General features: G+C 60.3%; 12 protein-coding genes. 3 read left to right on the top strand and 9 right to left on the bottom strand.

Annotated features, from left to right (window positions below):
• Positions 1 to 60: 60 nt before the first annotated feature.
• The 8 genes from DTA24_RS06340 to DTA24_RS06305 all read right to left on the bottom strand — a co-directional run bounded on the left by DTA24_RS06340 (position 61) and on the right by DTA24_RS06305 (position 8,234).
• On the bottom strand, positions 61 to 1,371 hold the full coding sequence (locus DTA24_RS06340) for a carbohydrate porin (RefSeq protein WP_012967401.1): 1,311 nt from the start codon (positions 1,369 to 1,371) through the stop codon (positions 61 to 63).
• Positions 1,372 to 1,567: 196 nt separating this feature from the next.
• Positions 1,568 to 2,770 carry an MFS transporter gene (locus DTA24_RS06335; protein WP_223168617.1) on the bottom strand — a complete coding sequence of 401 codons (1,203 nt, stop codon included), beginning with the start codon at positions 2,768 to 2,770 and terminating at the stop codon, positions 1,568 to 1,570.
• A gap of 228 nt (positions 2,771 to 2,998) precedes the next feature.
• Positions 2,999 to 3,790: a cyclase family protein gene (locus DTA24_RS06330; RefSeq protein ID WP_123836595.1), complete on the bottom strand. Its 792-nt coding sequence runs from the start codon at positions 3,788 to 3,790 to the stop codon at positions 2,999 to 3,001.
• Positions 3,791 to 3,793: 3 nt separating this feature from the next.
• Positions 3,794 to 4,777, bottom strand: coding sequence for a fumarylacetoacetate hydrolase family protein (locus DTA24_RS06325; RefSeq protein ID WP_012967398.1), 984 nt, complete (start codon positions 4,775 to 4,777; stop codon positions 3,794 to 3,796).
• Positions 4,755 to 5,114 (bottom strand): Rieske (2Fe-2S) protein, encoded by a 360-nt coding sequence (locus tag DTA24_RS06320; protein WP_012967397.1) that lies wholly within the window; start codon positions 5,112 to 5,114, stop codon positions 4,755 to 4,757. The genes DTA24_RS06325 and DTA24_RS06320 overlap by 23 nt, the downstream gene beginning before the upstream one ends.
• Positions 5,114 to 6,034: a VOC family protein gene (locus DTA24_RS06315; RefSeq protein WP_012967396.1), complete on the bottom strand. Its 921-nt coding sequence runs from the start codon at positions 6,032 to 6,034 to the stop codon at positions 5,114 to 5,116. The genes DTA24_RS06320 and DTA24_RS06315 overlap by 1 nt, the downstream gene beginning before the upstream one ends.
• 22 nt (positions 6,035 to 6,056) lie before the next feature.
• A complete protein-coding gene (locus DTA24_RS06310) occupies positions 6,057 to 7,214 on the bottom strand; it encodes an alpha/beta hydrolase family protein (RefSeq protein WP_064166202.1) in 1,158 nt (385 codons plus the stop codon).
• Positions 7,215 to 7,334: 120 nt separating this feature from the next.
• Positions 7,335 to 8,234 carry a LysR family transcriptional regulator gene (locus DTA24_RS06305; protein ID WP_032731117.1) on the bottom strand — a complete coding sequence of 300 codons (900 nt, stop codon included), beginning with the start codon at positions 8,232 to 8,234 and terminating at the stop codon, positions 7,335 to 7,337.
• Between the two features lie 185 nt (positions 8,235 to 8,419).
• Between DTA24_RS06305 and DTA24_RS06300 the strand changes: the two genes are divergently transcribed.
• Positions 8,420 to 9,541, top strand: coding sequence for an FAD-dependent oxidoreductase (locus DTA24_RS06300; RefSeq protein WP_023298097.1), 1,122 nt, complete (start codon positions 8,420 to 8,422; stop codon positions 9,539 to 9,541).
• Between the two features lie 177 nt (positions 9,542 to 9,718).
• Complete coding sequence (locus DTA24_RS06295) at positions 9,719 to 10,342, top strand: hypothetical protein (protein ID WP_123836594.1); 624 nt, start codon at positions 9,719 to 9,721, stop codon at positions 10,340 to 10,342.
• 195 nt (positions 10,343 to 10,537) lie between these two features.
• Here DTA24_RS06295 and DTA24_RS06290 read toward each other — a convergent pair whose 3' ends face one another.
• Entirely contained in the window at positions 10,538 to 11,449 is a 912-nt protein-coding gene (locus DTA24_RS06290) for a LysR family transcriptional regulator (RefSeq protein ID WP_002914199.1), read from the bottom strand.
• 115 nt (positions 11,450 to 11,564) lie between these two features.
• On the opposite strand from DTA24_RS06290, the gene speB reads away from it, so the two are divergent.
• Positions 11,565 to 12,515, top strand: a complete 951-nt coding sequence (gene speB / locus DTA24_RS06285) for an agmatinase (RefSeq protein WP_004145693.1) — start codon at positions 11,565 to 11,567, stop codon at positions 12,513 to 12,515.
• Positions 12,516 to 12,517 lie beyond the last annotated feature (2 nt).

Raw genomic sequence — 12,517 nt, 5'->3', positions numbered from 1 at the left:
AAAAACCGCCCGGCGGCAGCGTACCGGCGGGCGGGGTTAAAATCCTCAGGGGGTCTGTGGTCAGAAGTTCCAGTACATCGAGGACTGCCAGAGAACCGCCGACTCATGCTTCGGTACCAGCGTCGGGTTATCCTGCCAGGTGATACCGTTGATCCAGTAAATGCCTTTGGTCAGGCGCAGAGCGTGCGACAGGGAGATGGCGTTGATGCTCTGCGGCGCCTCCATCCCGGCCTCGCCGACATAATCGCGGAACTTTTTACTGATAAAGGAGCGGGTATAGCCCAGCGAGGTCATATCCTGCTCGCGGCCGGGAAACAGGCCGATATCAAAGAAGGTGACCTGGAAGTCGCTGGTGTAAGCGTTGCGATCGTCCGGAGCATAGTCCGCTTTCACATCAAGATACAGCCCCAGCGGAAGCCCTTTTTTCGGCTGGGTCAGCTGCACAGTGTTGGCGACATAGAACGCGTAGTTACTGCTGCTGTCGCCGGGCTGGTCAAAATACTGGTAATGCGAGGTGTTGTAGATTGCCCCGGCGCGGAACCACAGCGAGCGCTGCGACTCGCCCGCCGGCTGCTTAAAGCCAAACTCATCCACCAGGATCGGGTTGGCGCCATCAATGTGCCATTTCAGGCCCGAGGGGTTCTGCTCCACGTCGTCGAGGTGCCCGGCAGGCGACATACTGCGGCTGACGGCAAAGTTGTTATAAAACTTCTTTTCGCTATCGCGGACGATGGCGGTGAAGGTCGGCGTCGGCGCGTTAAGACTGATCCCCACCTGCACCGGGATCACGCTGGTCGGCCCCAGCGCGGCTGATGAAGAGTTGCCCCCCAGCACCATGCCGTAAAACTGGCGAATTAACGGATAAAAACCATATTGCAACTCCAGCTGGCCGTTTAATAAGGGTTGGTTCACCGCCAGCACCGCAATATTATGCAGCTCCGGATAACTGTCATGATAATTCGAGGTCGCCCACTGGGGAGAGAAAGTAAATTGCGCGTCTTTAGTAAACCCAATTCGGCTTAAATCGTAGGTGACGTTCAAAGACATATTTTGCGACCAGGTAAAACTTTGCCCGGCATATTGTTGCGGGTCGGCGGACTGGCCTTTCAGATCGTACATCACCATCGGGTTCCAGCTTAACTGAACGCCCCAGCCGCGGTCGGCCAGCGCGCTGCGAAAGCCGCCAATATCGCCGATAAGCGATTCGCAGGTCGACGGAGGGCTGACGACCTGCGCGGAGCGGGTATTCAGTTTATCCAGTTGCTCACAGGTCCAGGTATCCGCCAGCGCGGTACTGGAGAATATCGCCAGCGTCAGCGCCGAAAGGGGAAAAATTATTTTCTTACTTACGTCGGTACAGCAGAGACTCATAATAAACCCTCATTTTTATTTTTTGCAGGTAAGATGCGCCATATCGTGAAAAATAAATTCGTCACAATACGTTTATTAACAGGGATTAATTAGGCTGAAAGTTAACGCTAAATAAGGTGTAGGCTTTTTTAAATAATAACCTCCCGTTCCCGCCGGGAGGCCAGCGGGCGTATGGTGATATCGTCGTCAGGTAAAATTAGCGGGCCAGCGCGCGGCGGCCCCCCATCCGGGCGCTGGCGATGCCCGTCATACCGGCGATAGCCAGCGTCAACAGCGCAAACCACAGCAGGCTGTGCTGCAGGCTGCCGGTAACGCCATTCAGCATGTTCATCAGTACTGGACTGATGAACATGCCGAGGAAAAAGAAGGTATGCCAGATGCCGATCCCCGTCGCGCGATGCGGCGCCGGCAGGGTCTTCATCATCCAGGCCAGCATCAGGGGGATCAGCATTCCGTTACCGATTTGCGCGACGAACCCGGCCGCCACGCCGGCCAGCGGATTGCGGGCCACAGCGATAAACAACAGGCCGAAACCAAAAATGGCGTAAAACAGCAAAAACTGCCTGTCGATACGCTGCTTCGCGCTGCGGCCATACAGCCAGGCCCCCAGCGGCACCCCCACCCCAGCCATGGCGGTAGCGATGCCGATCTGGCTACTGGAGGTCAGCCCGAGCTGACTGAACACCAGGCTTATCTGCAGCGGCTCGAGAAAGTAGAGGATTGCGCTGCCAAGGGTAATCAGGCCGATCGCCGCCATTTTGCGCCGCGGAAAAGCGACGCCCTTCTCGTCAGCGATATTGTCCGCGCGATGGCGGAGTGCCGGTTCAGCGGTGAACAGACACAGGCCGATAAAGACCGGGATAGCCAGGGCATACAAATAGATCGGCCCATACCAACCCAGGGTTCCCAGCAGGCCAGCGCCCAGCACAATCAGCGTCGACAGTACCGACCCCATGCCGCTCTGCACCGCCAGCCATTTACTGCGCGCCTCGCCGGCAAAGTAGTCGCCAATCAGCGCATTGGCGGTGGTGAGGATAAAAGCGTCGGCGATGCCCATCACCAGCCGCGCCAGCAGAATGGTATGCAGATCGTCGAGCATCACCGGTAGCAGGCCAAACACCGCGTACACGCCGGTGGCGGCGATCAGCAGACGGCGACGACTCAGGCGATCGCCCACCATTCCGGCCAGCGGCGCCAGCAGCGCCATGCTCACCGCCGGTAAGGTGATGATCATCGGCACCAACAGCTGAGCGTGCGGCTGCGCGGCAAAATGGCCGAACAGGATCGGCATCACCGGCAGCATGGTCAACGTCCCCATGATCGGCAGCAGGGCCGCCAACATCAATAACATCGCCTGTACGACCCCCGCCTCGCGCGGGGTTGCTGAAACCTTGTGCATCACCATTTTCCGCTCTCCGTCACTGCCCTTTATTTAGAATATGAATTACAGTTCTATTTTTTATCGATAAAGAAAGGCGTTTTGCGCCCCGGCATACTGGCTGACAACGCATTAGCGAACTCAGCACACATACCGTTCTACCCTACCGGATGCAGGTGGCGTGGACTGCGATTGCTATCACAATTAACACAATACATTCACATTAAATTAACATAACCTTCCGTAGTTTCAGGCGTCGACAATCGCCACCGCGCGGATAAACCCGGCCGAACCGCGGCGGATCTTGTAGGGAAAGCAGCTCACCCAGAAGCCGTAGTCGGGAAGCTGCTCCAGGTTGCTCAGCTTCTCCATTTGCCCATAGGCGATCTCCCTGCCGGCTTTATGCCCCTCCCAGATCAGCCCGGCGTCGCCGCTGGCCTGAAAGCGTTCGCGGGTAAAGTGGAAGGGTGCATCCCAGCTCCAGGCGTCGGTGCCAACAACCCGCACGCCCTGCTCCAGCAGCCACAGCGTCGCCGCCCGACCAATACCGCAGCCGCGCTGGAGATAGTCCGGCTGGCCGTAGCGGGCGCCGGCTGCGGTATTGATTAACACGATATCCAGCGGCGACAGGCAATAGCCTATCCGCGCCAGCTCGCGCTGCAGATCCTCCGGCTGCAGGATCGCCCCGTCGGCGACGTGGCGGAAATCCAGCCGGACGCCTGGGCGCAGGCACCACTCCAGCGGCAGCTCATCGATGCCAAACGCCGGTTCGCCGCCGTTGGTGGTCGAGCTGTAGTGCCAGGGGGCGTCCATATGGGTGCCATTGTGCGGCGTCACGGTCAGGCGCTCGGAGGCCCAGGCCTCCTCTCCCGGCATCTGCGATTTTTCCAGTTCCGGGAACATCGCCGCCATTTCCGGCCACCCCTGCTGATGATCCTGATATTCAATGTTCGGCAGCAGAGGCGGCGGATCGGTCCAGGGATTGTTGTCCAGGGTGACGGAAAGATCGACCAGCCGACGCCCTTGTAAAAGATTGATCATGGTTTACTCCATTAACATCACAACGTGTTGATCCAGCACGCCAAACAGCGGCCGGCCATCGGGGGCGTGGGCTGCCATCGTCACCCGCTCCCCTGGGGACAAAAACGGCGTACGCGGTTCACCATGGGCCAGCATCTCCATGGCCCGCACCTCGGCGATACAGCTGGCGCCGCGGCTGGCGTCCGGCCCGGACACCGTGCCGGAGCCCACCACCGTCCCGGCGCGCAGGCGGCGGGTCTGCGCCGCATGGGCAATCAGTTCGCCAAAATGGAAATGCATGTCACTGCCTGACTGGCAGCCAAACGGCTCGCCATTGCGCATCACCTGCAGCGTCAGCGCCACCCGCCCATGCTGCCAGGCCTCCCCCAGTTCATCCGGGGTAAGGGCCACCGGCGCAAAAGCCGACGCGGGTTTGGCGTGAATAAAACCAAACCCGGTCTGCATCTCGCGCGGCGCCAGCGCCCGCAGACTGATATCGTTGAGCAAGACGATCAGGCGGATATAGCTCAGTGCCTGCTGCGGCGAGCAGCCCTGCGGCACCTCGTCGACCACCACCGCGAATTCGCCCTCAAAGTCGAGGCCATCCTCGACCCGGCGGCAGCTTATCCCGGCGTGAGGGGGAAGAAAGTCGTCCCCGCTGCCCTGATACATCAGCGGCGTCTGGTCGGCGCCGGCAATCGGCGGCAGATGAAAGGCCCGCTGCATGCGCTCGCCATGGCTGAGGAAGGCCGATCCATCCAGCCACTGCCAGGCGCGGGGCAGCGGCGCCAGCAGACGCCAGGGATCATAGGGTTGTGCCGCCGGGTAGCGGCGCGCATTGAGCGCCTGATAGCGCGCCTGCAGCGCAGGCCAGACGCACGGGGCCAGCTCCAGCGCCTGCTGGAGCGTCGGAGCGATATCCGCCGCATCGGCCATCAGCGTCAAATCACGCGAGACCACCACCAGGCAGCCGTCGCGTTCACCGTTATCTCGTGTTGCCAGTTTCATGATCTGCCTCCTCCTGCAGACAGAGCCAGCCGTCGGCGTCCACGTCGCCAGCCAGCGGACTCAGACGTTGGCCGGCGCAGGCGCCCTGCACGCAAAGGCCGCTGTCCGGCATAAAAATCGCCCCGTGGGCGAAGCAGACCAGCCGGTCGCCCCGGGCGTTGAGAAAAGCGTCCTGCCGCCAGTTCATCGGGGTATCCAGATGCGGACAGCGGTTGCGCCACAGATAGAGTGTCCCCTGATAGCGGCAGGCAATCACCGTCGCCTGCCCGCTGCCCGTAGGGTCAAATCCCCGCGCCTGGCCCTCGGCCAGGCTGTCGGCACGGCACAGACGAACCATCAGCGGGCGTTATCCGGACCGGGGGCCCACTTCTCACGATACCCCAGCAGGAAATATTGCGAGTTATCGGCCCCCGGCAGTGCTTCGCGCGGCTGCCAGTGGTCGTCGTGCTGATCCATATCGGCGTCATATTCGATATGACACCCGAGCGGGCTGTTGAAGTACCAGAACCAGTTCGATCCCAGCTGATGGCGCCCCGGCCCCCAGAAGGTCTGATACCCCTTCTGCTGAAAGCGGCTACCGGCCATCATCAGCTCGGTTGGGCCGCCGAGATGGAAGGTAAAGTGTTCAATACCGGTCATAAACGGCGGAGCCTGGATCAGAAACAGGGTATGGTGATCCTGGGTGCCGGCGGGCCGCAGGAAGGGGCCGACGTGGGTGAAGCGATCGGTACAGACAAAGCCCAGCCGTTGATAGAAGGCTTCAGCGCGCGCGGCGTCCGGCACAAAATAGACCACATGGGAAAGCGAACGCGGCTCTGCCGCCATGTCAGCGCTGGCCCCGGTCTGGTTGACCGGCCGCCCGGCGTGATCCCCCGGGGCATTGATTTTCTCCCCTTCCCGCTGCAGCGGCTGGCGCTGGCTGACGCGAAAACCAAGGGCAAAGCCGGCATCATCGACGCAGCGCAGTACGCCGTCGGCGCCAAGCTTCACCTCACGATCGCGGCGCAGCGTCTCGGCAATCGCCTCCAGCGTGGCGCTATCCGCCACGCCATAGACGGTTTCCCGCAACTGACTGCCGCTGGGCAGCGCCGCGGGCAGCGACGGATCGTCACGCTCCCGCAGCAGCACGCCGGTACCATCCAGCGCGCTAAAAAAACCGTTCTCCTGCTCGCGTAAACCGTAGTCGAGAAGAAATTGCCGGCAACCCGCCAGGTCATCGACGCCAAATACCAGATAATCCGGACCAAGAATATTCATCGCGGTTGTTCCTTATGCGTGTTCAGGCCACCCGGCCGCCGAGGGTTTCCGCCACCCAGTCAGCGATGTAGTGCCCGGCGTTAATCGAGTTGTCGAAGCTGGAGTGCTGCACACCGCCCTCGCGGTCTGTGAAAATTTTCAGCTCGCGGCGTGGGCTGTTCACCAGCTGGTCGTAGGTGCGCTGCGCCCATTTCACCGGGATCTGCGAGTCCTTTTCACCATGGGTGACGAGGAAAGGCACCCGTATGCGGTCGAGTACGCCGTCGAGATGGACGTTCTCCGCAAGGCGCATAAAAGCGTCGATATCCTCGCCGCCCCAGACCCAGCGCACGTGCTGCCAGTAGTGCGGTACCGGAAAATCCCCTTCGCGTTCGCGGCGGCGCTGCTGCACCTCACGCCAGTCGTGATTCGCCCCCCACACCACGCCGCAGGCGAAGCGCGGCTCAAACGCCACCGCCCGCGGGCAGTAATAGCCGCCCAGCGAGACGCCTTCCATGCCGATGCGCCCGGCATCCACCTCCGGGTGCTGCTCCAGCCAGTCAACGATCCGGCTGGCCCAGTGCTCGCTGTCATAGCGGGCCTTCATGTCGTGAAGACGCAGCGCTTCGCCGGTTCCCGGCTGGTCGACCACCAGCGAGGAGACCCCGCGCTGCGCCAGCCACTGCGGTAATCCCACCAGATATTTCATCTCTTTGGTGGAGTCGAGACCGTTGACCTGCACCAGCAGCGGCGCGCGGCCGGTCACCCCTTCGGCGCGGACGTAGAGTGCCGACAGGGTTTTGCCCTCGTAGGGGATGGTTACCCGCTGACAGTTGGCATGGGTATGGTGCAGCCCGGCGGCAAAGACATCGAGAAAGCGGCGGTACAGCGCATCGCGGTCCGGTGCGCCATACGCCTGCAGGCGTTCGCAGGTCAGGTAATAGTTGGCCGCCCGGAGATACTTCTCTCCCGCCGACAGCCGCCGTCCCCGCGCTTCATCTTCGCCCGCCAGCGCGCATAATTTATCGGCCATTCGGGACCAGGTTTCCCGGAACGCGCGGGTGCCTTCGGCGTCGGGATGCTCGGACGCAGCCAGCAGCGGCGCGCACATCTCTTCGATCTCACCGATGCGGGCGCCCATCTCGATGGAGAGATCCACCGACAGGTTCCAGACATAGTTTTTAGGGAAATAGCGAAACATAGGGTCATCCTTCAACATTCAGTCGCAGTCGCTTTAGCGCAGGCACTGTCACATAAAGCACCTGCGGGCGACCAATCATGTCTCAGGATGTCAGGTATCGACGGGAGCAATACCCGTGGGTTAGCGTGCGCTGGCGACGATTTTTGCCTTCAGCCAGCCGAAGATAGGATCGTTATCCAGCGAGCGGTGCCAGCCGATAAATTCGCGCATCATCGGCAGGGTCACCGGGACCGGGAAAAGACGCAGCGGCAGCATCGCCGCGTACTGCTCCGCCAACCGCCGGTGCAGCGTGGCGATCCGCGAAGTGCCGAGCAGCAGCTGCGGAACGCAATGGTAGCTGTGAGTCACCACCTCGATACGACGACTTAGCCCCGACTCGGCAAACAGATTGCCCTCCAGCCCCGGCTGCCGCTCACGGCCAAAGACCACCGACACATGCCCCAGCTGTTGCCAGGCGTCGAGGGTCAGCATCTCGCCGGTGTGGGGATTGTCCGCCCAGGCCAGGCAGACAAACTCTTCGTCAAACAGCGCTTCGGCAGGATGGTCGGCGGCCATAAAACGTTCCGGCGCCACGATGATATCCAGCTCGCCGCGGTTGAGCATGCCGGTGGACTGGGCGTCAGGCGAGAAAAACTCAAAGGTCATACTCGGCGCTTCCTGATGTACCGCCTGCAGCGCATCCTTCAACATCACGTTGATCACGTAATCCGAGGCCATAATGCGAAAATGGCGCTTGCTGGTTGCCGGCTCATCCACCGGCCGTCGGGCAATAGAGGTCTGAATTTTCATCAGCACGTCGCGAACCGGCTCCCGCAGCTCTTCCGCCAGCGGCGTGGGCCGCATCTTTCTGCCCACCTGGGTGAGCAGGTCGTCCTCAAAGTAGGTGCGCAGCCGGTTGAGTACCCCGCTGGTGGCAGACTGGGTCATATGCAACCGGCCCGCCGCGCGCGTAATGTTCTGTTCATCCAGTAACACATCCAGTGCCACCAGTAAGTTCAGGTCAAGATGTTGATAACGCATGGGTCCCCCGGCGAGAAATGGCGTGCTTATCCTGTGGCTTAATTTAACTTTTCTGCAACTTTTTGTTTTCAATTTCCACGGCGATATTGTTTTTTGCGATAGCGATCATTCTTTATCGCGATTAGTCAGCGTGCCGCTCCGTTGGTTAACGTCCTGCTCTCTGTCCCCTTGAGAAAACACCTACGATGAATATCCATAACGCATTAATCGTTGGCGGCGGCATCGGCGGATTATGCACCGCCATCGCTCTCCGCCAGGCCGGTGTCGCCGTCGATGTGGTGGAGATCCAGCCGCAGTGGCGGGTCTACGGCGTCGGTATCATTCAGCAGAACAATGTTGTGCGCGAAATGCAGCGGCTTGGCGTGCTGGAACGCTATCTGGACGCCGCCTGGCCGTTTGACAGCGTCTCGGTGCATACCCTGAGCGGCCAGCAGTTAGCCAGCTTTCCCGGCGAGCGGCTGGCGGGCGAACAGTTCCCGGCCAACGTCGGTATCTCCCGCCTGGCCCTGCACCACGTACTCTGCTCCACCGCGCAGGAGCTGGGGGCCAGGCTGACCACTGGCGAGAGCATTGACGCCTTCCGTCAGCATGATGATGCCGTGGAGGTGAGCTTCAGCCGCGGCGGCGAGGGGCGCTACGATCTGCTGGTCGGCGCCGACGGGATCTACTCCCGGGTGCGCGGCATGCTCTACGGCGAGCGCTATCAACCTCGCTTTACCGGCCAGGGCGTGTGGCGCTACAACTTTCCGCGGCCGCCGGAGGTGGATCATCTGATGTGCTTTATGGGCGAGGGCTGCAATTGTGGGCTGGTGCCGCTGGGGGAAGATCTGATGTATCTGTTTATCACCTCCCATGAAGCGGATAACCCCCGCTACACCCGCGACCAGCTGGCGGCGGAGATGCGCCGCCGTCTGCCGCCCGGCGCGGGGTTACCGGGCAGCCTGCGCGAGCATATCGTTAACAACGACGAGGTCGTCTATAAGCCGCTGGAGGAGCTGTTCGTCGACGATCCCTGGTATCAGGGACGCGTCGTGCTGGTGGGCGACGCGGTTCACGCTACCACTCCGCATCTCGGTCAGGGGGCGGGCATGGCGATTGAGGATGCCATCGTGCTGCGCGAAGCGCTGCAGCAGACCGACAGCGTAGCAGCCGCGCTGGCGCACTTTGACGCCCGCCGCCGGCCGCGCTGTCAGCAGATCTGGGCCGCCTCGCTGCAGGTGGGCGAGAGTGAGATCCACCGCGATCGCCATTTTAACCGCCAGCAGGCGATCAGCGATATGATGGCCCTGACGGCGAGGCCGATATAAGCCCTGCCCGGCCCCCTCCGCCGGCCACGCTGGCGGATTTTTCCCCCTTTCCCCAGACGCTAATCTCTTATCACCGAAGATATTCTTCCCGCGCAGCGTGATATTTGACACCTCTCCGCTCACATGGCTAAGGTATATTTCAGTTTTCCCCTTCATCATGGAAAGGAATATACGGATATGAATATTCTCTCGGCAGAGTTTTTCAAATATGCGATAGCGATTATCACGTTGATTATTCAGATTGTCGCCGTGCGTTCAGGTTGGGTATTTCCCAAAGATAAAATATTCACCTCGCGCAAAAATATCAGTGAATTCGCCGCCGCACTGCACAAAAATAGTGACGACCCCGACCTGCAACGGATCGCATACGAATATGGTATCGCCGCGCTGACCAAAGATAAAAACCTGACCATGGCGCAAAGAAAGATATTGTTGAAATGCAAAAATCCGGTCAGCGATATTGATAACTACAGTAAATGCCAGCATCTGATTTCGGTCAATGATGAGAAACGCATATTCAAATGGAAAAAATGGGGTTACCGCTTCTGGTTATACCGTAAGGCTGTCGAAGTCATCAGTCTGGTGCTCTATTTTATTGGCGGCTTCTTAACGGCGCTGCCTTTCCTGTATGAAGGCCTCGCCAGCCCGGCGGTGATTGACAGAATTAATCATTTATCGCGTCTGCATAAATTGAGTATGGCGAGTTATCTGTTTGCCTGCGGGATTTGTCTGGCGCTGATCTGCCTGCACAAACTCTCCACCATCGCGATTGCGGAAAAAACCATTAAAGCGAATCGCTAACGACTGCGCTGCCCGGCGACCTGTCCACACCAGCGGCGCCTAACCCTGTGGATAACCTGGAGGCAGTTGCCTGGCAGCCGCAGCCCGGGCGGGCTACCGGCTACTGTTCGTTTTTTAAACAGGAGAAATACCACCGCCGGGCTGCGCGCTGAGCGCCAGAGCCACCACCGCGGCGGAGGGAAGCCCCTACCCCACTCAGTAATTCCACTTCGGCCGCGCCACCGTGTTTTTCTTCAGCAGGTCGCGGAACGCTTTCAGGTAGGGCTCATTGCTGCGCCCGCGCTTACAGATAGCCGAGAACGGTGACTGAAAGCCAAACTCGTTGGGCAGCAGCACCCGCAGGCGGTTCTCTTTGATCCACGGCCAGGCGTAATGCTCCGGCAGATAGCCAATATATTTCCCCGAGAGGATCAGCAGCAGCTGGGCGTCGACGGTCTCGACGGTGGCGCTGCCTTTGCTGAAGCCCCGGCGGCGCAAATCGCTGGTGTTCCAGTAGCTGCGGGTCACCAGCGGGCACTGGCTGATCTGCTCTTTATCCAGCTGGCGGCTGAAGAACATCGGGTGCAGATCGCTGCAGTAGAGCCAGTGCTGTTCGCGGTACAGCGGCTCGCTGATGATGTTATGCACCTGCGAGTTGTAGCTACCGATGGCCAGGTCGATATGGTTGTTCAGCACGCCGTTCAGTTGCTCCGCCGGGGTGCGAATAATCAGTTTGATATGCACATGGGGAAATTTGTCGCTGAAACTGCGCAGAACCACCGGCAGCGAGAGCGCCGTTTCGGTCTCGATGGAGTCGAGCGTCGAGATGCACAAGGTGCCGCTGTGCTCCCCTTTGAGCAGCGCCGACTGCCGCTCCAGCTCATTGAGTTCACTCAGCACGCGGATCGCCTGCTGTAAAAACTGCTGACCTTTCTCAGTCAGGGAAAAACCGCCGCGCCCGCGCTGGCAGAGGGTGAAGCCAAGCTGTCCCTCCAGCTGCGACATGGCATTGCTGATGGCGGAGACCGAAATGCCCAGCTCCTGCTGGGCCCGGCTATAGCTCTCCAGGCGGGCCACCGCCTCGAAAACCTGCAGCTGTCGAATATTAAGGCTGGCGTCGTGATGCATCGTATTTAGTTCACCAATAAATGAACTGAGTATTTACGTCAGACGATGTAAAGTCCAGCGCGGGTTGCGCACTATCTCTCCTGTTACGTTTCATCCGTCAGATTCAGGAGCAGACATGGATAACCTCTTTCACCAACCGCAGGGTGGCAATGAGATGCCACGCTTCGCCGGCCGCGCCACGATGATGCGCCTGCCGTTTATTGAAGATTTACAGGGACTTGATGCGGCATTTGTCGGCATTCCGCTGGATATCGGCACCTCGCAGCGCTCAGGTACGCGCTACGGACCGCGCTATATTCGCGCCGAATCGGTGATGATCCGTCCGTACAATATGGCAACCGGCGCCGCGCCGTTCGACTCGCTGTCGGTGGCCGACATCGGCGATGTGCCGATCAATACCTACAGCCTGCTCAAATCGGTGCAAATTATCGAAGATTACTACACCGGTTTGAATAGTTATCCGCTGATCCCGCTAACTCTCGGCGGGGACCACACCATTACCCTGCCGATCCTGCGGGCGCTGACCAAAAAACATGGTCCGGTGGGGCTCATCCACGTCGACGCCCATACCGATACCAATGATGAGATGTTCGGAGAGAAAATCGCCCACGGCACCACCTTCCGCCGCGCCGTTGAGGAGGGACTGCTCGACCTCAAACGGGTGGTGCAGATTGGCCAGCGCGCCCAGGGCTACGCCGCCGGCGACTTCCAGTGGGGCGTTGACCAGGGCTTTCGCCTGGTGCAGGCGGAGCAGTGCTGGCATACCTCGCTGGCGCCGCTGATGGCCGAAGTCCGTCAGCAGATGGGCGACGGACCGGTGTATCTCAGCTTTGATATCGACAGCCTCGATCCCATCTGGGCTCCAGGAACCGGGACGCCGGAAGTCGGCGGCCTGACCTCCATTCAGGCGCTGGAGATCGTCCGCGGCTGCCGCGGCCTGAACCTGATTGGCGCCGATCTGGTCGAGGTCTCGCCCCCCTATGACGTGAGTGGTAATACCTCCCAACTGGCGGCCAACCTGCTGTACGAGATGCTCTGCGTCCTGCCCGGCGTGAAGTACGCCTGAGG

Source organism: Klebsiella sp. P1CD1, from assembly GCF_003790505.1.
Taxonomy (GTDB): Bacteria; Pseudomonadota; Gammaproteobacteria; order Enterobacterales; family Enterobacteriaceae; genus Klebsiella; species Klebsiella variicola.
This window is presented reverse-complemented; position numbering and strand designations above follow the sequence as displayed.

Coding starts and splice junctions, on each gene's coding strand:
- speB (WP_004145693.1), top strand. CDS start 11,565: ATGGATAACCTCTTTCACCAACCGCAGGGTGGCAATGAGATGCCACGC.
- DTA24_RS06320 (WP_012967397.1), bottom strand. CDS start 5,114: ATGGTTCGTCTGTGCCGTGCCGACAGCCTGGCCGAGGGCCAGGCGCGG.
- DTA24_RS06300 (WP_023298097.1), top strand. CDS start 8,420: ATGAATATCCATAACGCATTAATCGTTGGCGGCGGCATCGGCGGATTA.
- DTA24_RS06335 (WP_223168617.1), bottom strand. CDS start 2,770: ATGCACAAGGTTTCAGCAACCCCGCGCGAGGCGGGGGTCGTACAGGCG.
- DTA24_RS06340 (WP_012967401.1), bottom strand. CDS start 1,371: ATGAGTCTCTGCTGTACCGACGTAAGTAAGAAAATAATTTTTCCCCTT.
- DTA24_RS06295 (WP_123836594.1), top strand. CDS start 9,719: ATGAATATTCTCTCGGCAGAGTTTTTCAAATATGCGATAGCGATTATC.
- DTA24_RS06290 (WP_002914199.1), bottom strand. CDS start 11,449: ATGCATCACGACGCCAGCCTTAATATTCGACAGCTGCAGGTTTTCGAG.
- DTA24_RS06305 (WP_032731117.1), bottom strand. CDS start 8,234: ATGCGTTATCAACATCTTGACCTGAACTTACTGGTGGCACTGGATGTG.
- DTA24_RS06310 (WP_064166202.1), bottom strand. CDS start 7,214: ATGTTTCGCTATTTCCCTAAAAACTATGTCTGGAACCTGTCGGTGGAT.
- DTA24_RS06330 (WP_123836595.1), bottom strand. CDS start 3,790: ATGATCAATCTTTTACAAGGGCGTCGGCTGGTCGATCTTTCCGTCACC.
- DTA24_RS06315 (WP_012967396.1), bottom strand. CDS start 6,034: ATGAATATTCTTGGTCCGGATTATCTGGTATTTGGCGTCGATGACCTG.
- DTA24_RS06325 (WP_012967398.1), bottom strand. CDS start 4,777: ATGAAACTGGCAACACGAGATAACGGTGAACGCGACGGCTGCCTGGTG.